This is a genomic window from Nesterenkonia sp. PF2B19 (assembly GCF_001758425.2).
GTDB classification, from domain to species: Bacteria; Actinomycetota; Actinomycetes; order Actinomycetales; family Micrococcaceae; genus Nesterenkonia; species Nesterenkonia aethiopica.
Genome location: NZ_MDSS02000053.1, coordinates 1 through 24,246, shown reverse-complemented (window position 1 = coordinate 24,246; position 24,246 = coordinate 1). Strand labels below are relative to the sequence as shown.

Sequence of the window (24,246 nt, the reverse complement as noted above, 5' to 3'; positions counted from 1 at the left end):
CCGGGGCCGGGTAGCCCGCGCACCAGCGTGGCGATCATGCCGGGCCGTCCGGCCGTCCCCGGGAGACCGTCAGACCGGAGGTGTCAGCATGGAGGCGCACTCCCTGCAGTCGCCGGCCCGCAGGGCCGCGACGACGGCGTGGCCCGCCTCATGCACCAGCGTCACCAGGTGCCGCACCAGGCGGTACCCGCCCGGGCTCCAGATCACGGCCAGCACGACGGCGGCCAGCAGTAGGGACACCTGCCAGCTCACGGGATCCTGGGCGGCGGCGACCCGGTCCCAGAGCTGGGCGGGCCAGTCCGCGAGTGTCGACATGTGCGGCGCCAGGGAGGTTGCAGGCGGGGGCGACGCTGTAGCACCCGCGGAGGGGGCGGTCTCGGAGACGATCATGACGGACAGTGTGCCGTCTCCGTCCGGATGCGAGCTGACAGCGCGCGGTCGGCGTCGCCGACGTCTGACGTGACGCTGCTCACCGCGATACTCTGGCTGGACGTCTGACGGGACGACGGCGTCCTCTGCGGTGCGGCCGCGGCGTCGTCCGGCTCCCGGACAGGATGCGACCATCACTGCAGCAGAGGAGAGTCATGTCTGGAACTGTCATCGTCGCCGGTGCCCGCACGCCCATGGGGCGGCTGCTGGGAGGGCTGTCGTCGCTGTCGGCCGCGGAGCTCGGCGCGGTCGCCATCTCCGGCGCCCTGGAGCGTGCCGGGGTCTCCGGTGACGCGGTCGACTATGTGGTCATGGGTCAGGTGATCCAGGCCGGCGCCGGGCAGAACCCTGCACGCACCGCCTCGATCGGGGCCGGGATCCCCGCCTCGGTGCCGTCGATCACCCTGAACAAGGTGTGCCTGTCCGGCCTCAATGCTGTGGCCACCGCCGACCAGCTCATCCGCGCCGGGGAGTGCGAGATCGTCGTCGCCGGCGGGATGGAGTCGATGTCCAACGCGCCGCACCTGCTGCCCGGCTCCCGGACCGGGACGAAATACGGTGACACCGCACTGGTCGACTCCATGGCCTATGACGCGCTCTACGACCAGGCCACCTCTCAGGCGATGGGGGCGCTGACCGAGTCCTGCAACACCGGCGAGGCCGAGGTCTCCCGGGAGGAGCAGGACCGGGTGGCCGCCGCCTCGCACCAGCGCGCCGCCGCCGCCCAGGAGAACGGCCTCTTCGCCGCGGAGATCGTCCCGGTGGAGGTGCCGCAGCGTCGCGGGGAGCCGCTGGTGGTCGACGCGGACGAGGGCATCCGGCCCGAGACCACCGCCGAATCGCTGGGCAAGCTGCGTCCCGCCTTCGCCCAGGACGGCACCATCACCGCCGGCTCGGCCTCACAGATCTCCGACGGTGCAGCCGCCCTGGTGGTCATGGCCAAGGAGAAGGCCCAGGAGCTCGGGCTGGAGTGGATCGCCGAGATCGGCGCCCACGGCATGGTCGCCGGTCCGGACTCCTCCCTGCAGCTGCAGCCGGCCAACGCCATCGCAGCGGCCTGCGCCAAGGAGGGCGTCGAGCCCGCCGAGCTGGACCTGGTGGAGATCAACGAAGCCTTCGCCGCCGTCGGGGTGGCCTCGGCGCGGCAGCTAGGGATCGGGGAGGAGAAGCTCAACGTCAACGGTGGGGCCATCGCCCTGGGACACCCGGTGGGGATGTCCGGTGCGCGGCTGCTGCTGCACCTGGCGCTGGAGCTGGGACGCCGCGGAGGCGGAGTCGGCGCGGCCGGCCTCTGCGGCGGCGGCGGTCAGGGTGACGCTGATCCTGCGGGTCTGATCCTGCGGGTCTGATCCTGCGGGTCTGATCCTGCGGGTCTGATCCTGCGGGTCTGGGCAGGAGGGTCTGAGTCGCAGGCCTGACCGTTTTGCCCCGACATGATTCTGGAACCTCGCGAAGGTCAGCGGGGTTCCAGAATCATGTCGGGGCGCCAGTGGTGGACGATGACGCTGTGGCGCGTCAGGTCGAGGAGCGTATCGGACGATTCCTCCTTGGCAATGCACTCAGCGTCGAATCTCCTTCTCTGTCACGATGATCACCTCTAGGTTGGTCGGGACAGCGCTGTCCACTGCCTGAGGGGGAGATCAGATGTCCGAGTCCGCCGCACCCGAGCGACCCACCGTCCGCAGAAGAAGAGGCCCCGCCGTGAGCTCCCGCGGAGCGACGACGGCCGTCGCCCTGGCGCTGGTCGGCGCGCTGCTGGCCCCGCCGTCGGCCTGGGCCGACGCCGAGCAGGAGTCCGCTCCGGAGCCAGACGTCCAGGCGGAGGAGCTCGAATGGCAGGAGATCACCTTCGGCCAGTCCACCGACCTGGACTTCTCCTCCAACGTGCTGCCGGAGAAGGTCGGCGTGAATCATGCTGTGCCTGATGAGCCCGGCACGATCGAGGGCGAGATCTTCATGGAGAGTCGCGGCGGTAAGCTCGCCCCGGGCCACGACGGCCTGACCTTCTACCATGTGACGCTCGACCCGAACGAGCACAACTTCGTCCTCGAGGCGGAGGTGACCGTCCACCAGCTCGGTCCCGAGACCGGGGCGAACCCGAACGGTCAGGAGGGCGCGGGGCTGATGGTCCGCGATCTCAACGGCGGACCCCGCCAGGACCCCATGCTCGAGGGCTTCGAAGAGGTCCCGGCGGCCTCGAACTACGCCTCCACCACCATGTTGCGTCATGGGTCGGTGGGGATGACACGCACCGGCGTCACCGAGCCGTGGGGGACGGTGGGCTCGGAGCGCAGCGCCACGGACCTCGGACGGCACGGACTGATGATCGACGAGCCGGTCACCATGCGCCTGGAACGCACCGACGACGCCTTCCTCATGTCCACCACCTATACGCATCTGGATGAGCCGGAGCCCCACACCCACGAGCTCGAGGGCGCGGACTGGGTCCAGGACATCGAGCCGGACCTGATGACCGTGGGCTTCTTCGCCTCCCGCAACGTGGCGGTGACCTTCTCCGACGCCTCCCTGACCCTCAGCGATGCCGACACCCAGCCCCGCCCCGAGCAGCCCGAACCGGTCACCCCGGTCGCCTTCGACCTGCGTGCCCCCGAACATTCCGGCAGCACCGACTATTCCTTCGCCGCATCCGCCAGCTACCCGGGCACCGTCGACGTCGCCGTCGACGGGGAGACAGTCCTGGCCGGTGAGCCCATCACCGCGGAGGAGGAGTTCACCGCGCAGCTGGAGCTGCCCGAGGGGGCGAGCACCATCAGCGCCACCTACCACCCGGCCGACGGGCCGGACCTGAGCCCGATCACCCGCGGCGTCGATGTCACCGTGCGCGAGTTTCGCGACGACGCCCCGCTGGTGGTCTCGCCTGAGGGAACCCCCGAGGGGGACGGCACCGAGGAGAGCCCGCTCGATGTGCACACGGCGGTCACCCACGTGCTGCCGGGCCAGGAGGTCCAGCTGCTCGAGGGCGACTATGAGCCGGAGAGCACCATCTCGCTGTCCCCGGCCTACTCCGGCACGGCCGAGGAGCCGAAGACGCTCACCGCCGCAGAGGATGCGGAGGTCACGCTCGACGGTCGGTCCGCCCTGCAGCAGATCATCCGCTTGGACGCTGACCATTGGGTCATCTCGGACATGGAGCTCACCCGCTCCGCCGGCAACGGGCTGCGCTCCTCAGGCTCGCACAACGTCGTCGACTCGATGGTCTTCAGCCATAACGGCAACTCCGGCTTCCAGCTCACCGGTTCCGGCGACCCGGAGGACTGGCCCGCCGAGAACCTGATCGTGAACTCTGAGGCCCACGACAATCGCGACCCGGCCGACATCAATGCCGACGGCTTCGCTGCCAAGCTCGGCGTCGGCCCCGGCAACGTCTTCCGCGGCAATGTGGCCCACTACAACATCGACGACGGCTGGGACCTCTACAACCGGACCAACGAGGGCCCCAACTTCCCGATCACCTTGGAGGACAACATCGCCCACCACAACGGGCAGCTCTCCGACGGCTACAACGCCGGGTCCGGCGTGGGCACCGGATTCAAGGTCGGCGGCGAGGGCCTGCCGGTGGACCACGTGCTCGCCGGGAACCTGGCCTACGCCAATAACCTGGACGGCTTCTCCGACAACTTCAACCCGGGCCGGCTCGAGCTGACCAACAACACGGCGGTGGACAACGCCCGGTACAACTACATCTTCCGCACCAATCCGTATTTCGAGCCCGAGGAGCAGGGCGTCTTCCGCAACAACCTCTCGGCGCACACGGACAGCCATGACCGGGCGGACCAGGTCTCCGGCGACGTCGACGCCAGCAACGTCCTCTACGACGGCAGCCGCTCACAGACCTCCGACGGGCAGCGGCTCGTGGTGCAACGCGACCTGGTCTCCGCCACGCCGCCGGTCTCTCACGCGCGCGACGAGGACGGGGCACTGGTCCACGGCGACTTCGCCCGACCCACGTTCCATTCGTTCCTCACCGGTGGTGGGATCGACGGTGGGCATGTCGGCGCGGTGGAGCCTGCGGGTCATCCAGGAGGACGCGACTGAGCGGAGGTGTGAGTCCACCCCGCCCCGAGAAGATTCTGGAACCCCGCAAAGATCAGCGGGGTTCCAGAATCAACTCGGGGCGCAAGCGGCTGCGGCGCCGACCGGAGCGGTCGGCGGCGGTGCCGCGTCCGTGCGACTCCTGGGCTCCCGGTCTCCTGGGCTCCCGGGGTCCGACACCTGAGGACACAGACTTGCCCAGATCCCGCAGATCAGGGCAGACTGTGAGGCAGGTCAAGAGTGCCAGCGTCAAACCCCGGTTTGCTGGCCGGCAACCCTCCAGTTCGCGGTGGGGTGCCCCGGGTGACGACCAGGCCCTGCCGCCCATGCGGTGGGGCAAGCGCGGGCCATCACACCACAGTGCGGCCCACAAACCCATGTCCTCGACGACAGGGCCGCCACACGGGCAACAGCTTCGGGCGTCACGCCTGGAGTGTCTCCGACGGTCCTGTCGACACGACCGCATTGAACGGAGACACCTCCCATGACGACCACCGAGCACACGCAGACCCCTCGGTTCGAGACCCAGCAGATCCACGCCGGCGTCGCCCCGGATCCGGTGACCGGCGCCCGGGCCCTGCCCATCCAGCAGACCACCTCCTTCGTCTTCCCCAGCACCGAGGCCGCCGGCAAGCGGTTCGGGCTGGAAGAGGTCGCCCCGATCTACACCCGCATCGGCAACCCCACGGTGCAGGCCGTGGAGGACAAGATCGCCGCGCTCGAAGGAGGCGTCGGTGCCCTCGCCGTCGGCTCCGGCCAGGCGGCGGCCTCGTTGGCGCTGCTCAACGTCGTCGAGGCGGGCGGCCACATCGTCGCCTCCCCGTCGCTGTACGGCGGCACCCAGAACCTCTTCAAGCACACGCTGACGAAGTTCGGCATTGAGGTCACCTTCGTGGAGGACCCGGACGACACCGAGTCCTGGCGGGCCGCCATCCGCGAGAACACCGCGGCCTTCTTCGGTGAGGTCGTGGCCAACCCGCGCGGAGACGTCCTGGACCTGGAGGCGGTCTCCGCCGTGGCCCACGAGCACGGCGCCCCGCTGATCGTGGACAACACCCTGACCACGCCGTACCTGATCCGGCCGATCGAGCACGGCGCCGACGTCGTCATCCACTCCGCCACCAAGTTCCTGGGCGGCCACGGCACGGCGATCGCCGGCGTGATCGTGGACTCGGGGAACTTCGACTACACCGCCTACCCGGAGCGCTTCCCCGGCTTCAACACCCCGGATGAGAGCTACCACGGCCTCGTCTTCGGCCGGGACCTGGGCGCCGACGGCGTCTTCGGAGTGAACCTGTCCTACGTGCTCAAGGCCCGCGTGCAGCTGCTGCGCGACCTCGGCCCGGCGCTGTCTCCGCACAACGCCTTCGAGATCAACCTCGGCCTGGAGACTCTGAGCCTGAGGATCGAGCGCCACGTGGAGAACGCCCAGAAGGTCGCCGAGTTCCTGGAGGCGCACCCGGCCGTGAAGCGGGTCTCCTACCCGGGCCTGGCCTCCAGCCCCTGGTACGAGCAGGCCCAGCGGTACCTGCCGAAGGGCGTGGGAGCGGTGCTCGCCTTCGAGGTCGACGGCGGTGCGCCCGCCGGCCAGGCCGTGGTGGACTCCCTCGAGCTCCACTCGTTGGTGGCCAACGTGGGCGACGTCCGCTCCCTGGCCATCCATCCGGCCTCCACCACCCACCGCCAGCTCACCGAGGACGAGCAGCGCGCCGCCGGCGTCGTGCCCGGCCTGGTGCGCCTGTCGGTGGGCCTGGAGCACATCGAGGACATCATCGCCGACCTCGAGCAGGGGCTGGAGAAGGCGATCACGACCGCGGCCACCGGTCCGCAGAGTGAGAAGGCAGCGGCTCCCGAGCCGCAGCCGGTGGCCTGAGGCTAGCCTGAGAGGCCGATGAGGCCCGTCCGTATCCGCCGGTTCATCCCGTCCCGGCAGGCCTGTCCACACTATGAACGACGCAGGAGCTCCGACCCCGATGACCGCCCAGGTGCTGACCTCGACCCTCCGTCCCGACGGCGCGCTCGCCGTCGTCGACGTCGGGGCCTACACCTTCGAGGCCGGAGGTGAGCTGCCGGACGTGCAGCTGGCCTACGAGACCTGGGGCACGCTCAACGCGGCGGGCGACAACGCGATCCTGGTCGCGCACGCCCTGACCGGAGACACCCACGTCGCCACCACCGAGGCCGACCCGGCCCCGGGCTGGTGGGAGGGCCTGCTGGGGCCGGGACGACCGATCGACACCGACGAGTGGTTCGTGGTCGCCCCGGCCATGGTCGGCGGGTGCTACGGCTCCACCGGGCCCGCCTCTCCGGATCCGGAGGGGCGGCCCTGGGGCTCCCGGTTCCCCTTCACCACCGTCCGCGACGCCGTCCGCCTGGAGGCACGGCTGGCCGATCAGCTGGGGATCCGGCGGTTCCACACGGTGATCGGCGGCTCCATGGGCGGTGCCCGGGCGCTGGAGTGGGCGGCCACCTTCCCGGACCGAGTGGACTCAGTGGCGGTCTTCGCCTGCGGCGCGGCCGCCACCGCCGAGCAGATCGCCTTCGGGCAGGCACAGATCAAGGCCATCGAGAACGACCCGCACTTCGCCGGCGGGGACTACTACGGCGGACCCGTCCCGGAGGAGGGGCTGGGTCTGGCCCGCCGGATCGCGCACATCACCTATCGCACCGAGCACGAACTTGAGGTGCGGTTCGGTCGTCAGCCCCAGGGGGAGGAGGACCCCTTCGGCTGGAGCGCCCGACGTCGGGGCCGCTACCAGGTGGAGTCCTACTTGGACCATCAGGCCCGCAAACTGGTGGACCGCTTCGACCCGAACGCCTATATCGTGCTGACCGAGGCTCTGATGAGCCACGACGTCGGCCGCGGGCGCGGGAGCGTCGCCGAGGCGCTGTCCCGCGTCACCGCCACGCCGTTCATCGCCGCCGTGGAGTCAGACCGGCTGTACCTGCCCGAACAGTCCCATGAGCTGGCGGCGCTGCTGCCCGGCGAGCACGAGGTCCACATGATCTCCTCACCCATCGGGCACGACGGCTTCCTCACCAGCCCGGAGCAGCTCGCGGACCAGATGCGAGACACCCTGAGGCTGTGATGGCGCGGAGCGCCGTGCCCGCGCGGAGCGTTCTTCGCATGACAGCAACCATGGAGTAACACCACGGTGACATGGCCTGCTTAGCGTGAACGTCATGAGCGCAGAGACCGTGTGGCAGACGGAAGCACCTCAGAGAGACGACGCGGTCCATGAGATGCCTCCTCTTCGGCGGGCTGTGCCGCTGGCGGTTCAGCACTTTCTAGCGATGTTCGTGGGGAACGCCGCACCGCCCCTGATCGTCGCCACCGCGATCGGTATGGCAGCAGGCGAAGTCACTCTGTTGGTCCAGCTGGCGATGATCGTCTCGGGTGCGACGACGCTTCTGCAGACCCTCGGGGTTGGGCCCGTGGGGTCCCGGCTGCCAGTGATGCAGGGGACGAGCTTTGCGTTCTTGGTCGTGGCCATCCCCATAGCTGAGCAGTTCGGGATCGCGGCGGTCTTCGGCGGGGCGTTCATCGCCGGGTTGGTCCAGGTGGTCTTCGGCATGTCCTTACGCTGGCTCACCCCTCTTTTTCCGCCTCTGGTGTGTGGGATCATCATCCTGATCATCGGGCTCAAGCTGATGCCCACGGCCATCGACTATTCCGCTGGGGGTGCGGCCGCACGTGCCGCCGGGGACTTCGGGGCGCTGCACCACTTCGGTGTCGCCGCACTCGTGATCGTGGTGAGCGTGGTCTGTCACCAATTCGGCAGAGGCCTGGTCTCGGTCGCCGCCGTCCTGATCGGACTCCTCAGCGGCTATGCCGCAGCTGCAGTGTTCGGCATGGTGAGCCTGGCCCCCGTGACAGAGGCCAGGTGGTTATTCGCCCCTGCCCCTATGCACTTCGGGCTCGACTTCACCGGTGCCGCGATCATCGCGATTACTGTGCTGGCGCTGGCCAGCTCCGTCGAGTCGATCGGGGACCTGACCGCTGTGGCACGTACCGGGCTGGGACGTTCCCCACGAGCCAGGGAGCTGAGCGGTGGGGTGATGGCTGACGGCGTCGGCACATCTCTCGGCGCAGTCCTCGGAGCGATGCCGAACACCACGTTCAGTCAGAACACCGGGATCATCGCACTGAGCGGCGTCGTCAGCCGGTACGTCGTGGCCTTGGCAGGCGGGCTGCTCGTGCTGGCGGGCTTCGTGCCCAAAGTCGCGGCAGTGTTCAACACCGTGCCGTATGCGGTTCTCGGAGGATCGGTGCTCGTGATGTTCTCGATGGTGGCCTCGGCAGGGATTCAGGTGATGGCCCCCGAGATGATCGATCGGCGATCTCTGCTGATCGTCGCGCTATCGCTCGGGCTCGGGGTCGGGCTCTCCTTCGCCCCGGAGGAGGCTGTTGCAGCGTTCCCAGCAGACGTGGCGTTGCTGCTGACCTCGGGCATCGTCCCCGCGATGCTTGCCGCCGTCATTCTCAACGCTGTGCTGCCCGGACGCCGTCAGCGCCGAAGCGCGGATCATGACGATCAGAGTTCGCAGGCGCCGGCGTAATGGTCACTCACTCCTCCTCGGCGGCGCCGCTGCCGGGAGGCATCGAGCCGCCGAACAGCGGCTCGAAGGACGGCCGCTTCGCCGTGACCCCGTCCCCGGAGGAGCGTCCGCGCAGTCGGCGCACCACCCAGGGGAACAGGTGGTGGCGGGCCCAGACGACATCGTCGGCCCGAGCCTCCCGCCAGGTGCGCTCCGGCACCGGCCGCGGTTCCAGGGGTTCGAGGTCGTGTTCCACATTGAGGGTGTCCAGCACCATCGCGGCGATGGTGTGGTGCCCCAGTGGGGAGAAGTGCAGGCGGTCCTCGTCCCACATCTGAGGGTGCGCCAACTGCCGCAGGGACCACATGTCCGCCACCAGGGCGTCGTGCCGGGCGGCGACGGTGCGGATGTTCTCGTTGTAGATGGCGACCTTCCCGCGGATCGACCCCACCACAGGGGTCTCACGCACGTCGGGGCCATTGAACAGCACCACCGTGGCACCCGTGGTGGAGAGGATCTGGACCATCGTGTCGAGGATCCGAGCGGTCTCGTCCGGATCGCCGCCGGGACGGATGACGTCATTGCCACCCGCGCACAGGGTGATCAGATCCGGCTGCAGGTCCAGGGCTGGGGCGATCTGATCGTCACGGATCTGTCCGATCAGCTTCCCCCGGACCGCCAGGTTCGCATAGGCGAAGCGCTTCCCGCCCGGGGAAGGGTCCGCTCCGGCAGCCAGCTCCTCGGCCACCCGGTCGGCCCAGCCGCGGTGGTACCCGGGCCGAGACTCGTCGGGATCGCCGATGCCCTCGGTGAAGGAGTCCCCCAGGGCCACGTAGCGCGTCCAGGGGTGTGTCGGAGTGGTCACCACACCAGCGTCCTGGCCGGGGCCGGGGTGCTGGTGGTCTGGTTGCTCGTCTGGTCTCTCGGCTGATCGGTCCACACGTCTTATTGTGCCTGAGGTTACCGGTCGGTTCCATCCTCCCTGAGGCGGACATCAGCCCGGTTGCACCAGCCGAAGGGACCGGAATGAGAAGATGGTCCGGCCGTCCAGCAGAACAGGCGGTCATCGACGTCGCGTACGAGGAGCAGCCCCGCATGAGTCCCACCCAGCCCGAGCCCGTCGTCGTGTGGTCCCGCGAGCCGCAGGACCGCGAAGGCACCCCGCTGGTGGTGATGCTGCACGGCTACGGATCCCACGAGCATGACCTGTTCGGTCTGGTGCCCAGCCTGCCCGAGGAGTTCACCTACGCCTCCCTGCGCGCCCCGGTGCCCATGGGTCACGGCGGCTACACCTGGTTCGACCTCGACCCTGAACGGCTGGCCTACTCCTCGGCCGCGGCGCGCGACGCCGTCGAGGACCTGTGGTCCTGGATCGCCTCGGTGAAGGACCAGCACACCTCGGTGACGCTGCTCGGCTTCTCCATGGGGATGGCGATGGCCACCTCCTTGCTGCGCGCTCGGCCCGAGGAGTTCGCCGCCGTCGTCGGGCTCTCCGGATTCGCCGTCGACCCCGGGGAGAGCCCGGAGATGCAGGACTGGTTCGACGACGCCGCGCTCGCCACCCGTCGGGTGCCGTTCTTCTGGGGCCGGGACCAGGACGACCCGATCATTCCCGAGGAGCACATCGACTACACCCACCGTTGGGCGAACTCGTCGGTGGACCTGACCAAGGTGCTCTACGCCGCGCCGGCCACGGTGTGGTGCCCCAGGAGATCGCCCATGTGGGCGAGTTCCTCACCTACATGGTGCTGCGGCCTCGGCGTTCGGCCGGACGCGCCTGAGGATCATCTCGACGGCGCCCGCCCACACTCACTCTGCACCTACCTCACTCTGCGCTCACTTCACTCCGCTGCGGGAGAGATGACGGCGCTGGGAAGCCCCAGCTCCTCGCCGTCGAGCCGCACCACCTGACCTCGGCGCACCTGCCGACCGCGGCGGGTCTCGACCTCATCGTCCACGGTCACCGCGCCGGCGTCGATCACCTCACGGGCCATCACCCCGTGCTCGACCACGCCGGCGAGCTTCAGCAGCTGCCCCAGGCGGATGGACTCGTCACGGATCGGGACCTGCTGCACGTCATCTGCGTTCATGGTGTCAGTGTCTCCCACGGGATGCGGCCGTGGCGAGCTGACCGCTCCTGACGCCGCGGCGCAGAAAGCGGCCAGGCGGGTCTACAGTGTTGCCCATGAGCGCAGTCGGTCAGTCGCGGCAGTCCTCCGCCGCATGGTTCGGGTTCCTGCTCACCGCCCTCGTCGCCGGGGCGGCGATCCCCAGCCAGGGCCGCATCAACTCGGAGCTGGCCGCAGAGGTCGACGACCCGTTCCTCGCCGCGCTGCTGTCCTTCGGCACCGGCCTGCTCCTGATGCTGGTGATCGCATATCTCACGCCCACCGGACGCCGCACTCTGGGACAGGTCCGGCCAGCCCTCCGGCGCGGTGAGGTCCGCTGGTGGTACCTGCTGGCCGGCTGCATCGGCGGCTACTTCGTGCTCTCCCAGTCGCTGACCATCGGGCTCATCGGGGTCGCGGTCTTCACCGTGGCCGTGGTGACCGGGCAGACCCTCGGCGGGCTGCTGTGGGACCGCATCGGCCTGGGCCCGGCGGGGCGGAAGCGGCTCAACACCGTCCGGGTGCTGGGCGCGCTCCTCACCGTGCTGGCAGTGCTGTGGACGGTCTCACCGCAGCTGGGAGGCCGTTCCGGGTCCTGGTCCTGGCTGCTCCTGGTGATCTTCCCGCTGACCGCCGGCTTCACCAACAGCGCCCAACAGGCTCTCAACGGACGCCAGTCGGCGGCCTACGGCAGCCCGATCCCCGCCACGCTCATCAACTTCGTGGCCGGAACGGCAGTGCTCCTGCTGGCCTACCTGGTGAAGGTGCTGGTCAGCGGGGTGGGGGAGACGCTGCCCACCGCTCCCTGGTACTACCTCGGCGGGCCGCTGGGCTGCGTGTTCATCGGGCTCGGGGCCGTGCTGGTCACCCGGGTGGGTGTGCTGCTGGCCGCCATGGGGATGATCGCCGGTCAGCTGATCGGCTCGTTGCTGCTCGACCTCCTCGTCCCCGCCCCGGGAAGCGTGGTCACCCTCTCCACGGTGCTCGGCACGCTGCTGACCCTGGCCGCCGTCGTGATCGCCTCCCTGCCGGACATCCGCCGCACCCGCTGAGCCGATCCTCTGCCCGGTGCTGTGCCCGGTGCTGGGCCCCGGGGCGGCTGACGGGCGGCGGCCGCTGACCTGGCCCTGACTCCGGACGTAGACTCGCCATTCCGCAGTCATTCCTGCGCCCCTGGTCAGACGGGCCCGAGGGGTCGCATCGGACGACGGGCAGCGCAGAGCACCGGGGGAGGTCACGATGGAGCAGGGCATCCACATCATCACCGTCGCCACGCGGGATCTGGCGGCCGCGCGCCGCTTCTACGTGGGCGGGCTGGGCTGGCGGCCGATCTTCGAGGCGGCCGGGGAGATCCAGTTCTACCAGGTGGCGCCCGGGCAGGTCCTCGGGCTCTTCGACGGCGACAGTCTCAGCGAGGACATCGGGGACGGCCAGGACCACAGCACCCCCGGAGGCTTCACCCTGGCCCACAACGTCCACGACGCCGATGCCGTCCACCGCACGGTCGAACGCCTGGAACGTGCCGGAGGCACGGTGCTGAAGCACCCTCAGCCGGCCGCGGTGCCGGGCATGCTGCACGCCTATGTCCAGGACCCGGTCGGAGTGATCTGGGAGATCGCCTACAACCCTGGCTGGCGGGTGGCCGACGACGGCGCCGTCGTCTTCGACTGAGGTCCCCGCGCAACCCTGACCACGGAGCCTAGCCTGCACCGTCCGCCCCACCGTCGTCCGTCCCCGTCGTCTGCGTCTGTCCCCCTCGGAGTCCCGAGGGGGACAGACGCAGAGACGGAGACGGACGTGTTGCCGGGTGAATCGGCGGCGCGCGCTCCGGCGCGGTAAGCTTTCCCCCGTCTGTCCCGTCCCCTCCCGACCTGAGGTGTACCGCCCTATGGCCCCCAAGACTGCCCTCGACCATGTGATCACCCTGGCGAAGCGTCGCGGCTTCGTCTTCCAGTCCGGTGAGATCTACGGGGGATCACGGTCGGCCTGGGACTACGGTCCCCTGGGCACGGAGCTGAAGGAGAACATCAAGGCCGAGTGGTGGCAGACCTTCGTGCGTGGCCGCGGCGACATGGTCGGCCTGGACTCCGCCATCATCCTCCCGCAGGCCGTCTGGCACGCCTCCGGGCACGTGAAGACCTTCACCGACCCGCTGGTGGAGTCGCTGCACACCCACAAGCGGTACCGTGCCGACCACCTGTTGGAGGCCTATGAGGCCAAGCACGGTCACCCGCCGGCCAACGGTCTGGCCGACATCAAGGACCCGGAGACCGGCCAGCCCGGCAAGTGGACCGAGCCGCAGCAGTTCTCAGGCCTGATGAAGACCTTCCTGGGTCCGGTCGACAACGAGGAGGGCCTGCACTACATGCGGCCCGAGACCGCCCAGGGCATCTTCGTGAACTTCTCCAACGTGATGACCTCCGCCCGGAAGAAGCCGCCCTTCGGCATCGGCCAGGTTGGCAAGGCCTTCCGCAACGAGATCACCCCCGGCAACTTCATCTTCCGGACCCGCGAGTTCGAGCAGATGGAGATCGAGTACTTCACGCACCCGGACGAGGCCGGCCAGTGGTTCGACCACTGGGTGGAGGCCTGCTACGACTGGTTCGTGGACCTGGGCCTGAACCCGGAGAACCTGCGCAAGTTCGACGTCCCCGAGGACGAGCGGGCCCACTATTCCGCGGCCACCATCGACCTGGAGTACCGCTTCGGCTTCCAGGGCTCCGAGTGGGGCGAGCTGATGGGCATCGCCAACCGCACGGATTATGACCTCAGCTCCCACATCGAGGCCTCCGGCGAGAAGCTGCAGTACTTCGACCCGAAGACCGAGGAGCACTACACCCCGTACGTCATCGAGCCGTCCTTCGGCCTGACCCGCGCGATGATGGCCTTCCTGGTGGACTCCTACCACGAGGAGGAGGCCCCCAACGCGAAGGGCGGCGTGGACACCCGCACCGTGCTGAAGCTCCACCCGCGGCTCGCCCCGGTGAAGGCGGCGGTGCTGCCCCTGTCCAAGAAGCCGGAGCTGGCTGAGCCCGCCCAGCGGCTGGCCGATGAGCTGCGCCGGAACTGGAACGTCGACTACGACGAGGCCGGTGCGATCGGTCGCCGGTACCGCCGTCAGGACGAGATCGGCACCCCGTTCTGCATCACCTTCGACTTCGACAGCCTCGAGGACCAGGCAGTCACCATCCGTGACCGGGACGAGATGACCCAGGAGCGCGTCAGCCTGGACCAGGTGCAGACCTACCTGGCCGGCCGCCTCCTCGGCTGAGCACCACGACGTCGAGCGCGACGCCCGGCACAGATGCCCGGGACAGACGCCCGGCACCGGCCCAGGGTCCCTGACCCTGCGGCACGGGGCCGGGCGTCGCTCGTTTGCCGTGCCACGGCGGCAGGACTAGACTCGCGTGGCTGATCAACCCTGCGCCACCGCGCAGACGGACGCTTCCGAAGGACAGGCGATGAGCACCACCGAAGACACAGACCGGCTCGCCCTCGAGTCCGGCCTGACCGTCCGGCCCTGGGCCGAGGGCGACGACCTCGCCCTGCTTGAGGTCTGGGGCGACCCGGAGAACGCGATGCACCACCAGGACCGCGCGCTGCTGCGGCCCTCCTCCAACGATCCCTGGTCACGGTGCATCGTCGCCGAGGACCAGGGGGTGCCCGTGGCCGCGGCCACCATCCTGCGCTCCTCGCTGCACCCGGACCGGCTGTCCTTCTACGCGGAGGTCGCCCCGGACCACCGCCGCCGCGGGGTGGCCGCAGAGATGCTGGCGATCCTGGAGGCCGAGGCCAGCAACTGCAGCGCCACCGGTCTGAAGGCCCGCTGCGCCAAGCGTTCCGCCGCCCAGTGCTTCCTCAAGGACAACGGCTTCACCAAGATCCAGACCACCCGCCGAGTGATCGTCCAGCCGGGCGCCCTTCGGCTTCCGGACCTGGAGGGAACCGGCCTGGATCTCCAGGAGATCGCCACCGGGTCGGTGGAGCTGAGCCGTTTGGTGGCCGACTACTACAACGCCGTCCACGACTGGGACCGCGCGGAGATGACCGTGGGCAAGGCCCAGCAGCTGCTCCTCGGCGACGCCACCGGCGCCACGGGCGCAGTGGCCCTGCGGGACGTCTCCGAGGGCGGCGACGGCGCCGTCCTCGCCTTCGCCGTCAGCTACACCCCGGCCCGCACCGAGGACCCCGCCGACGTCCTGGTCGGCTGGAACCCGGAGCTCGACGCCGCCGAGGCGGAGCGGCACGTCCGGTCCCTGCTGGCCCTGTTGGCCGCCCGCCACCCGGTGGAGCTGGAGGTGGACGACTCCATGGCCCCGCTGAAGACCGTCACCGACGAGCTGATCGCCTCCGGCGACGCCGAGATCGACTTCGAAGCCTTCATCTACGCCCGCTGACCGCCCGGAGGCCCCGCCTCCGCCGAGCACACCCGGATGCCATGACCGCACAGACCCTTCCCGAGGAGCAGCCGCTCCCTGACGGCCCGACCCCGGCTGGGTCGGGCGACCGACGTGCCCTCCTGCCGCCGCTGCACCTGGGCCCCATCACCGTGGAGACCCCGGTGGTGCTGGCCCCCATGGCAGGGATCACCAACACGGCCTTCCGTCGGCTCTGCCGTGAACATGGCGGCGGGCTCTACGTCAATGAGATGGTCACCGCGCGTGCGCTGGTCGAACGGCGGCCCGAGTCGATGCGGATCATCAAGCACGAGCCGGACGAGATCCCCCGCTCGATGCAGCTCTACTCCGTGGACCCGGTGACCACCGGACATGCGGTGCGCATGCTGGTGGAGGAGGACCGCGCCGACCACATCGACCTCAACTTCGGCTGCCCGGTGCCCAAGGTCACCCGCAAGGGCGGCGGCTCGGCCCTGCCCTGGAAGATCCGGCTCTTCGAGTCGATCGTCGCCACTGCCGTGCGGGAGGCCGGGCGGCGCGGCATCCCGGTGACGGTGAAGATGCGCAAAGGCATCGACGAGGACCACCTCACCTTCATCGAAGCCGGGAAGGTCGCGCGCGACGCGGGCGTCGCCGCCGTCGCGCTCCACGGTCGCACCGCGCGCCAGCACTACTCAGGCCAGGCCGACTGGTCCGCGATCGCCGCCCTGCGCGAGTCCCTGCCGGACATCCCGGTGCTGGGCAACGGCGACATCTGGTCCGCCGAGGACGCGGTGCGCATGGTCGAGCAGACCGGCGTCGACGGCGTCGTCGTCGGCCGGGGCTGCCAGGGCAGGCCGTGGCTCTTCGGTGACCTGCAGGCCGCCTTCGAGGGCCGGGAGGACCGGCACCGTCCGGATCTGCCCATGGTGATCTCCACCCTGCTGCGGCACGCCCAGATGCTCATCCCGTACTTCGACGGTGACGAGCGCAAGGCCATGCAGGACATCCGCAAACACGTGGCCTGGTACTTCAAGGGCTATCCGATCGGCGGGGCGCTGCGCTCCCAGCTGGTCACCGTCGAATCCCTGACCCAGCTGGAGGACCTGCTCGGCCAGCTCGACCAGAGCATCGGGTACCCCGGTGCCGACGCGAGGGGCCCCGCGGCCGGGCCGGCTCGCCGAAGAAGGTCCACCTGCCGGAGGACTGGCTGGCCTCCCAGGAGCTCAACGAGGCCCAGCGTGAGATGATCGCTGCCGCGGAGGTCGACACCTCCGGCGGATGAGTCGTCCGTGCGGGCCACTAGGATGTCGCAGGTGCCCGTTCTGCGTCCTGTCCCACCCTCGCGCCGGATCTCCTGGAGGAGGCTCGCCAGCCCGCTCAGCGTGCTGGCGGTGGCCGTGCTCGCCGTCGCGATGGTCGCACAGTCCCTCGCCACAATCGTCTCCGGCCGGCTCGCGAGAATCCCACCTTCGACGGGGTGGTGCTGCTCGGCGCCTGATCGTCGGGGCGGCGGCCGTGCAGGTCAGCGCGCAGGTCGCCTGGGCCCAGGTCATCGACCGCGCGGCCGGGAAGCTGCGTCGAGCTCGCGGCCGCCTTCGCCCAGCCGCTCAGCGTGCTCAGCGAGCAGGCTGTGGGGGAGGTGCTCGACCGCATCGACGACGACACCAACGCCATCAACACCCTCATGCGGGAGCAGTGGTGGGGCATGATGGCCACCGTCCTCGGCGCCGTTCCGCTGTGGGTCGTCGCGGGGGTGATGTGGTGGCCGGCCTGGATCATCATGCCGGTGCTCGTGGCCGCCACCCTGCTGATGGTCCGCCCGCTCTTCGCGATCATCGCGCAGCGCAAAGTCATCAACGAAAGGGCCTGGACTGACCACGCCGCCGCCTTCGAGGAGGTCGTGGCGGCCCGTGACGACCTGCGCACCAGCGGCGGTCAGGCCTTCGGCATGCGGCGCGTCGCCGGCCTGGCCGCGGGGATCCACCGCACCTTCCGGCACATGGTCGTCAAGGAGGCCGACCTGATCCTGCGCTCGCAGACGGTCCTGCAGGCGATGTTCGCCGGTCTGCTCGTGACAGGCGTCGCGCTGGTCATCACCGGCGGGATGGCGCTGCCCCAACTGATCACCCTGGTGATGGCCACCACGCTGCTGATCGGACGTGTCGGCGAGCTCATCAATCAGCTGCCCCAGCTGCAGGAGGGGCTCGGCGCGATCACCCGCGTGAAGCAGATGATGCAGGTCGAGCCCGAGCCCGACGGCGGCGCCGCGCTCCCGGCGACCCACGCCCTGGAGTTCCGCGGCCTGCACTTCTCCTACACAGAGGGGTCCTTCGCCCTGCAGGACGTCTCGCTGAGCGTCGACGACGGAGAGACCTTGGCGCTGGTGGGACGCACCGGCTCGGGGAAGTCCACGCTGGCCTCGCTCGTCACCCGCGCCACCGAGCCCCCGCAGGGGACGGTGTTCCTCGGCGGCACCGACGTCAGAGACATCGATCTTCAGCAGCTGCGCCGCGGGGTCGGCGTGGTCACGCAGCGCACCGAGCTGCTCTCCGGCACGTTGGAGGAGAACATCACCCTCTTCGCCCCGATCCCCCGGGAGCGGGTCCAGGCAGCCGTGGAGGAGCTGGGCCTCACGGATTGGGTGGCGCGACTGCCTGATGGGCTGGACACCCGCATGGGTGCGGGCGGGGTCACGCTCTCCGCCGGGGAGGAGCAGCTGGTGGCCTTCGCTCGGCTGTTGGTCCGCGAGGTGTCCGTGGTGATCCTCGACGAGGCCACGGCCCGGATGGACCCACTCACCGAGCGCCGAGTCATCCGCGCCTCGGACCGGCTGCTGGCCGGGCGCACCGGGCTGCTCATCGCGCACCGGCTCACCACTGTCGCCCGGGCGGACCGTGTGGCCGTCCTCGATCACGGTCGAGTCATCCAGCAGGGAGCCTACGGTGAGCTCGCTGCCGCGCGGGGACCGTTCCGAGTGCTGCTGGCGGCCTCGAGGGAACACCAGGGCTACATGGATGACGATCCCGGTGATGTCCTCACCGACACCTCGTCCGGAGCCTCCGACGAGGCCACCGGTCCGGTGGCCATCGGGGGCACGCGTCGGAGGACCGATGTGCCGACGACGTCTGACATCGGGGACGGGCCGAGCCTGACCCGTGCCGTGCTCGCCGCCTTCGGCCACCTGCCGCGGTGGGGACTGGTCGGCCTGTCCATGTTCCTGCTCATCGCCCTGTTCTCCCCGCAGGGGCTGGTCACCAACTGGCTGTGGGGGCGCATCGCGGACTCCTTGGCCTCGGGTCATCACGAGGTGTGGGGACTGGTGATCCTTCTGGCGGGAGCCTCCGTGCTGATCATGCCGGGAGTCTTCGCCCTGGGCGTGAATCTCTACCCCCGCTGGTGGGTCTCCTGTCTGTCCCGGCATCGGACGCGGGTCCTGGACGGTCAGCTCGGTGAGCCCCGGCTGGAGACCACGCCGCCGGGTGAGGTCGTGGCCCGCGCCATGGACGGCGACCGCATCCAGGACTACGCGGACCGTTGGGCGGATCTCTGCAATGCGGTGCTGATCGTGCTGCTCTCCGTCCTGCTCTCGGGCACCTGGGTGGTGGGGGCGGTGCTTGCCAGTGTGCTGATCCTCTCTGCGGCGGCCTCCTGGGCCGGCAGACCTGCGGCCGGACGCTCTGCCACGCGCGCCGCCGACGCGCGCGTGGAGTTCGGCCGAGTGCTGGTCTCGGCGCTCGACGCCGCACGGACCGTGAAGCTCTCCGCGGCCACCGGGCCGGTGCACCAGCACCTGAACACCGTGGACCGCCGACGGGTGGACGCCCAGGTCAGGGAGCACCGCATCCAGGCCCTCCTGGACGGCGTGCCCGGGCTGGTGATCGCCGTCGGGGTGACCGTCTCCTGGGCCATGTACTTCATCGGCGCCTGGGGGCTGGCCACCACGGTGCTCGCCTCCGGCAGCGTGATGGGCTTCACCTGGTACGGCCTCTGCGCCGGGTCTGTGGTGACCAAGGCGCCGGGGGCTCGTGCCTGGCAGGTGGCCACCCAGCGGCTGGCCGGCGGGGAGAGCATCTTCCGCCGGGTGGACGGGGTCGACGAGCTGACCGGAGACGCCCCGGCTCCTGGTCCGGAGCAGCAGGACGAGCTCCGCAGCCTCAGCCTGGAGGGATTCTCCGCGGTCCACTCGGACGGCGTCATCGGGGTGGAGCAGGTGGACCTCACCGTCGCCCGCGGCGAGCTGATCCTCATCCTCGGGGGCATCGGTTCGGGCAAGTCCAGCCTGCTGCGGAGCCTGGCGGGCCTGGTGCCGCACCGCGGGAGGATCCTCTGGAACGGAGCAGAGGTCACCTCGGACACCTTCCTGCGGCCCCGTCGCGTGGCCTACGTCGCCCAGATGCCCCGGGTGCTCTCCGGGACGTTCGAGGAGAACATCCGGCTCGATCGTGAGCGGGAGGCTGGCGAGGCCATCCGCATTGCGCAGATGGAGCAGGACATCGCCGAGGCCGGAGGCCTGCACGCCGCCGTCGGGCACCGCGGCGTGCGCCTGTCCGGCGGTCAGGTGCAGCGCCTGGCGACCGCGCGTGCCCTGGCCACCGGCTCCGAGCTGCTGCTCGCGGACGATGTCTCCAGCGCCCTCGACGCGTCCACGGAGATCGAGTTGTGGCAGGCGCTGCGGGACAAGGGCGTTACGGTGATCGGTTCCACCTCCAAGCGCGCGGCGCTGGCTCGGGCGGATCGCGTGGTGATCCTCGAGGCCGGTCGGGTCGCTGCCGTCGGCCCGTGGCGTCAGCTCAGCGGCAGATGGTCGCACCTGGCCGGCTGAGGCGCGCCGGTTCAGGCGTTGGGCGCCACATCGGTGCCGGCGCCACGGCGGCGGATCGCGGGTGTCGCAGCGGGTGCCGGAGCAGGTGCCGTTGCGGAGTCGGTCGGGGCTGCTGACGGGGTCGGCGGCGGTGAGGTGGCAGGACGTGCCGTCTCGGCTCGCGGAGCAGGTGCCGTCGAGCGGTCAGCGGCAGGGGAGGCCGGGGATGCTGTGGAGGCCGGGGAGCCGTCGGCGCCGATCACGGTGAACCCGGCGTCGCGGATCATCGTCAGGTCGTCGGCGGCGCCCTGGCCCTCGGAGGTGAGGTAGTCGCCCAGGAACAGGGAGTTCGCCACCTCCAGGGCGAGGGGCTGCAGGCTGCGCAGGTGCATCTCGCGGCCGGCGGCGATCCGGATCTCCTTGTCCGGGCATATCATGCGGGCGACGGCGAGGATTCTCAGGCAGGCCAGCGGGGTCAGCTCCCACCGGCCTTCCAGCGGCGTGCCGTCGAAGGGCATGAGGAAGTTCACCGGCACGGAGTCCGCGTCGAGGTCCCGCAGTGCGGCCAGCGCCTCGACGAGCTGCTCGTCGCTCTCGCCCATGCCGACGATCAGCCCCGAGCAGGGGGAGAGGCCGGCGTCGACGGCGCGGCCGACGGTCTCCACCCGGTCGTCGTAGCCGTGGGTGCTGCAGATCTCCGGGTAGTGCGAGCGGGCGGTGTTGAGATTGTGGTTGTAGCGTCGACGCCGCAGCTGCCCAGTCGCTCGGCCTGCCCTTCCTTGAGCAGGCCCAGACAGGCACACACCTCGACGTCGGGGTGGTCGGACTTCAACCGAGTGACGATGCTGCCCACTCTGTCGACGTCCCGATCGGTGGGTCCGGTGCCGGAGGCCACCAGGCACACGCGGCGTGCGCCGGCGGCGATTCCGTGTGAGGCCTGGGCCACGGCCTCCTCGGGCTTGAGCCACGTGTACTTGAGGATCTCCGCACCGGTGCCGAGCCGCTGGGAGCAGTAGGTGCAGTCCTCGGGGCACAGGCCCGTCTTGAGGCTGACCAGGTAGTTGACCTTCACCGTGGCGCCGAAGTGCTGCCGGCGGAGTCGAGAGGCGGCGGCCACCAGGCGGAAGGTGGCGTCGTCGGGAGTGCGGAGCAGCTCCAGGCACTCGTGGTCGGTGAGGCGGCCTCCGTCGAGGAGGCGCTCGGCGAGGAGCTCTGGGTATGCCGCTGCGCACTGCTCCTGCGGCAGCGGGTCGGTGGGGGCTGAGGTGGTGTGCGGCATGGCTCTCCTGTCATTTGAACACTGTTCAAAACCTGGCGCACGTGCAGTGTAGACCATGGGGGACCGCCTGTTGCAGGAGATGTCGCATCGCGGAGCGTGACAGAGCGTGAAGGAGCGGCCGGGCGGCTGGTGAGGGGGCAGGCCCTCGGTCCAGCTCAGCCGCCGGTGCGTGAAGAGTTTACTGAGGCTGGTCACATCGCGAGAATGACTTTCAGGCCCGGTGGGGCGCAGGGGCAGGCCGAAGGAGGCGGATGATGGCGGGAGAAGATCTGTTCGTGCAGCTGCGGCGCAGCGTGCCGGGGCTCTCGAAGACCGAACGGCGGATCGCGGAGGCCGTCATCGCCGAGCCGCAGATCGTGATCGGGTCCACCATCACGCAGCTGGGTCGGCACTGCGGCACGTCGGCGGCCACCGTCGCCCGCTTCTGCCGGTCCGTGGGGTTCGGCGGGTATCCGGAGTTCCGGCTGGCGGTGGCCTCGTCGGTCAGTCGTGACGAGGCAGCGCGGGACCTGTTCCGCGTGGACGACATCGAGATCCGCGACGACGACTCCGCAGCCGACGTCGTCACCAAGGTCGCCTATCAGGAGGCGCGCGCCGTCGAGGAGACGGCCCGCCATCTCGACACCGTCGTGCTGGACCGGGTCGTCGACGTGCTGCGGGGTGCGCCGCGCATCATCGTGTGCGGCGTCGGGGCCAGCGGACTGGCGGCTCGAGACCTGCAGATGAAGCTGCAGCGACTGGGGCGGCCGGTCTGGTCATTCGAGGATGTGCATCTGGGGCTGGCCTTCGCCGTCCAGTGCGAGCCGGGCGACGTCGTCATCGGCTTCTCCCATGCGGGCCAGACCCACGAGACGGTGGAGATGATCCGCGCCGCAGGCGAGCGGGGCGCGACGACGGTGGCGGTCACCAATGCTCCGGCGTCCTCGGTGGCGGAGGCCGCCGAGCATGTCCTGGCCACCACCGTGCGGGAGTCCGCATTCCGCGCGGGGGCCATGTCCAGCCGCAGCGCACAGCTGGCCGTCGTGGACTTCCTGGTGGTCCGGCTCCTGCAGGGCGACTACGACGCCGGGCGCGAACGGCTGGAGCGGACCTTCGAGGTGGTGCGCGGACACAGGGATCCGGCCCCGCGCGGGCGCCCGATCCGATCGTGACCAGACTGATGGCCGATCGCGGGTGAAAAGACATTGCATTCAGCTCCGTGGACGTGGTTATAGTTTCCGAACCGGCGATGTGGCCGGTGTCACACCTGATGATGGAGCTGCTATGCGTGCGCGAACAGTGATGGCCGCCGTGCTGGGGACGTCGGTGGTCGCCGTCTCCGCCTGCGGCGGGGGAGACGCGGAGGGAGACGGTGAGACCGCCGGAAGCCTCGACGTCTGGATCATGCAGGGGACAAACCCGGACGCCGAGTCCTTCTTCGAGGAGGTCTCCGAGGCCTTCGAGGAGGAGACCGGAGCCGAGCTCAACGTCGAGTTCGTGCAGTGGGCCGACGCCCACGACCGATTCGTCACCTCGATCGCCGGCGGGACCACGCCCGACGTCGCCGAGACCGGCACCACCTGGACCGCGGAGTTCGCCGACGCCGGCGCACTGGCCCCGCTGGACGACTACGTGGCCGACGCCGGGCTTGCAGACGACCTCGTCGAAGGACTGGTGGAGGCCGGCACCTACGAGGACTCGCTGCATGGCATGCCCTGGTATGCGGGGGTCCGTTCGATCCTCTACCGGGCGGACATCTTCGAGGAGCTGGACCTGGAGGCCCCCACCACCTGGGAGGAGGTCGTAGAGGTGGCCGAGGCGGTGCAGGTGGAGCATCCCGAGATGAACGCGTTCGGGGTGCCCGGGAACGCGGAGATGACCGTCTACCCCTGGATCTGGGGTGCGGGCGGAGAGGTCGCCACCCTCGAGGGCGAGGAGTGGACCTCGCACATGGACAGCCCCGAGTCGATCGAGGGGATCGAGTTCCTCACCGGCCTGCAGACCGAGCACGGCTTCTCCTCTGAAGGGGCGACCACCTGGACCGAGGTGGACCTGCTCGACAGCTTCGTGGCCGGAGAGACCGTCATGGGCGTGATGGGGTCCTGGACTCCGGCCACCATCCTGGAGCAAGAACCGGACCTGGAGGGCGCCATCGCCGCCGCCCCGATCCCGGGTCGCGACGGCGGCATCGCCGACAGCGTCCTGGGCGGTTCGCACCTGTCCATGTTCGAAACCGCCGAGGACAAGGACCTGGCCTGGACGTTCATCGAGATGATGACCACTGGAGAGTTCGCCGAGCAGTGGGGCGAGGCCAGCGGGTACTTCCCCGGACAGGTCTCCCTGCTCGACGCCGTCATGGAGTCCGAGGACGAGCTCGTCGCCCCCTTCGCCACCCAGTTCGTCGAGGGAGGAGGAACCCTGCCGGTGACTCCGCGGTTCGGCGCGGTGCAGGCGCAGGAGACCACCAATGCGGCCATCCAGTCCATCCTGGCCGGGAATGCGGACGCGGCGGAGGCCATGGAGGCCGCCGCCGAGGAGATGACCGACCTGCTCAACCAGGAGTAGACCGCCTCCATGACCGCACCTGTCACCCCGACGCCGCCCCGCGCCGCGGATCCCCACCAGGGGCGCGGGGCCGGACGGGACCCCGGGGCGATGGGGCGGCGTCGCGGCGTTCCC

16 protein-coding genes, 2 pseudogenes and 1 riboswitch are annotated in these 24,246 nt (G+C 69.9%); of the genes and pseudogenes, 14 read left to right on the top strand and 4 right to left on the bottom strand.

Translation table 11 applies throughout. The annotated features are described in order from the left end of the window. Nucleotides 1–69: 69 nt before the first annotated feature. The gene (locus BCY76_RS13555; protein WP_336582410.1) at nt 70–315 is read right to left on the bottom strand and encodes a M50 family metallopeptidase; all 246 of its coding nucleotides are present in this window, start codon (nt 313–315) and stop codon (nt 70–72) included. Nucleotides 316–584: 269 nt separating this feature from the next. Here BCY76_RS13555 and BCY76_RS13550 point away from each other — a divergent pair, with 269 nt between their 5' ends. The 5 genes from BCY76_RS13550 to BCY76_RS13530 all read left to right on the top strand — a co-directional run bounded on the left by BCY76_RS13550 (nt 585) and on the right by BCY76_RS13530 (nt 9,042). Next, nucleotides 585–1,778: an acetyl-CoA C-acyltransferase gene (locus BCY76_RS13550; RefSeq protein ID WP_085437812.1), complete on the top strand. Its 1,194-nt coding sequence runs from the start codon at nt 585–587 to the stop codon at nt 1,776–1,778. Between the two features lie 352 nt (nt 1,779–2,130). Beyond that, nucleotides 2,131–4,485: a right-handed parallel beta-helix repeat-containing protein gene (locus BCY76_RS13545; protein WP_237090163.1), complete on the top strand. Its 2,355-nt coding sequence runs from the start codon at nt 2,131–2,133 to the stop codon at nt 4,483–4,485. A 229-nt stretch (nt 4,486–4,714) separates the two neighbouring features. Next, a riboswitch (SAM riboswitch) is annotated at nt 4,715–4,831 on the top strand. Nucleotides 4,832–4,966: 135 nt separating this feature from the next. Next, complete coding sequence (locus tag BCY76_RS13540; RefSeq protein WP_085437810.1) at nt 4,967–6,355, top strand: O-acetylhomoserine aminocarboxypropyltransferase/cysteine synthase family protein; 1,389 nt, start codon at nt 4,967–4,969, stop codon at nt 6,353–6,355. Nucleotides 6,356–6,455: 100 nt separating this feature from the next. After that, nucleotides 6,456–7,571, top strand: coding sequence for a homoserine O-acetyltransferase MetX (metX, locus tag BCY76_RS13535; protein ID WP_070160702.1), 1,116 nt, complete (start codon nt 6,456–6,458; stop codon nt 7,569–7,571). 94 nt (nt 7,572–7,665) lie between these two features. After that, a complete protein-coding gene (locus BCY76_RS13530) occupies nt 7,666–9,042 on the top strand; it encodes a uracil-xanthine permease family protein (protein WP_070160711.1) in 1,377 nt (458 codons plus the stop codon). 7 nt (nt 9,043–9,049) lie between these two features. Here the strand turns inward: BCY76_RS13530 and BCY76_RS13525 are convergent, their stop codons facing one another. Further along, the gene (locus BCY76_RS13525; protein ID WP_237090162.1) at nt 9,050–9,886 is read right to left on the bottom strand and encodes an SGNH/GDSL hydrolase family protein; all 837 of its coding nucleotides are present in this window, start codon (nt 9,884–9,886) and stop codon (nt 9,050–9,052) included. A gap of 230 nt (nt 9,887–10,116) precedes the next feature. Here BCY76_RS13525 and BCY76_RS13520 point away from each other — a divergent pair, with 230 nt between their 5' ends. Next, nucleotides 10,117–10,932 carry an alpha/beta hydrolase gene (locus tag BCY76_RS13520; protein WP_336582407.1) on the top strand — a complete coding sequence of 272 codons (816 nt, stop codon included), beginning with the start codon at nt 10,117–10,119 and terminating at the stop codon, nt 10,930–10,932. Here BCY76_RS13520 and BCY76_RS13515 read toward each other — a convergent pair. Further along, nucleotides 10,863–11,111 (bottom strand): RNA-binding S4 domain-containing protein, encoded by a 249-nt coding sequence (locus BCY76_RS13515; protein ID WP_070160709.1) that lies wholly within the window; start codon nt 11,109–11,111, stop codon nt 10,863–10,865. The genes BCY76_RS13520 and BCY76_RS13515 overlap by 70 nt on opposite strands. A gap of 95 nt (nt 11,112–11,206) precedes the next feature. Between BCY76_RS13515 and BCY76_RS13510 the strand changes: the two genes are divergently transcribed. The 6 genes and pseudogenes from BCY76_RS13510 (at nt 11,207) to BCY76_RS13485 (ending at nt 20,330) form a co-directional block, all read left to right on the top strand. Further along, entirely contained in the window at nt 11,207–12,181 is a 975-nt protein-coding gene (locus BCY76_RS13510) for a DMT family transporter (RefSeq protein ID WP_070160696.1), read from the top strand. Between the two features lie 187 nt (nt 12,182–12,368). Then, on the top strand, nt 12,369–12,800 hold the full coding sequence (locus BCY76_RS13505) for a VOC family protein (protein WP_085437809.1): 432 nt from the start codon (nt 12,369–12,371) through the stop codon (nt 12,798–12,800). A gap of 217 nt (nt 12,801–13,017) precedes the next feature. Next, nucleotides 13,018–14,400 carry a glycine--tRNA ligase gene (locus BCY76_RS13500; RefSeq protein ID WP_085437808.1) on the top strand — a complete coding sequence of 461 codons (1,383 nt, stop codon included), beginning with the start codon at nt 13,018–13,020 and terminating at the stop codon, nt 14,398–14,400. Nucleotides 14,401–14,590: 190 nt separating this feature from the next. Beyond that, nucleotides 14,591–15,526, top strand: a complete 936-nt coding sequence (locus BCY76_RS13495) for a GNAT family N-acetyltransferase (protein ID WP_070160695.1) — start codon at nt 14,591–14,593, stop codon at nt 15,524–15,526. 41 nt (nt 15,527–15,567) lie between these two features. Beyond that, nucleotides 15,568–16,790, top strand: a pseudogene (gene dusB / locus BCY76_RS13490) (tRNA dihydrouridine synthase DusB). Nucleotides 16,791–17,120: 330 nt separating this feature from the next. Continuing rightward, on the top strand, nt 17,121–20,330 hold the full coding sequence (locus BCY76_RS13485; protein WP_237090161.1) for an ATP-binding cassette domain-containing protein: 3,210 nt from the start codon (nt 17,121–17,123) through the stop codon (nt 20,328–20,330). Between the two features lie 11 nt (nt 20,331–20,341). On the opposite strand, the pseudogene bioB reads toward BCY76_RS13485, so the two are convergent. After that, nucleotides 20,342–21,588: pseudogene (gene bioB, locus BCY76_RS13480) on the bottom strand (biotin synthase BioB). A 251-nt stretch (nt 21,589–21,839) separates the two neighbouring features. On the opposite strand from bioB, the gene BCY76_RS13475 reads away from it, so the two are divergent. Both BCY76_RS13475 and BCY76_RS13470 read left to right on the top strand, forming a co-directional pair. Then, on the top strand, nt 21,840–22,739 hold the full coding sequence (locus tag BCY76_RS13475; protein WP_083277568.1) for a MurR/RpiR family transcriptional regulator: 900 nt from the start codon (nt 21,840–21,842) through the stop codon (nt 22,737–22,739). A 112-nt stretch (nt 22,740–22,851) separates the two neighbouring features. Further along, nucleotides 22,852–24,132 (top strand): extracellular solute-binding protein, encoded by a 1,281-nt coding sequence (locus tag BCY76_RS13470; RefSeq protein ID WP_085437807.1) that lies wholly within the window; start codon nt 22,852–22,854, stop codon nt 24,130–24,132. The last annotated feature ends 114 nt before the right edge of the window (nt 24,133–24,246 follow it).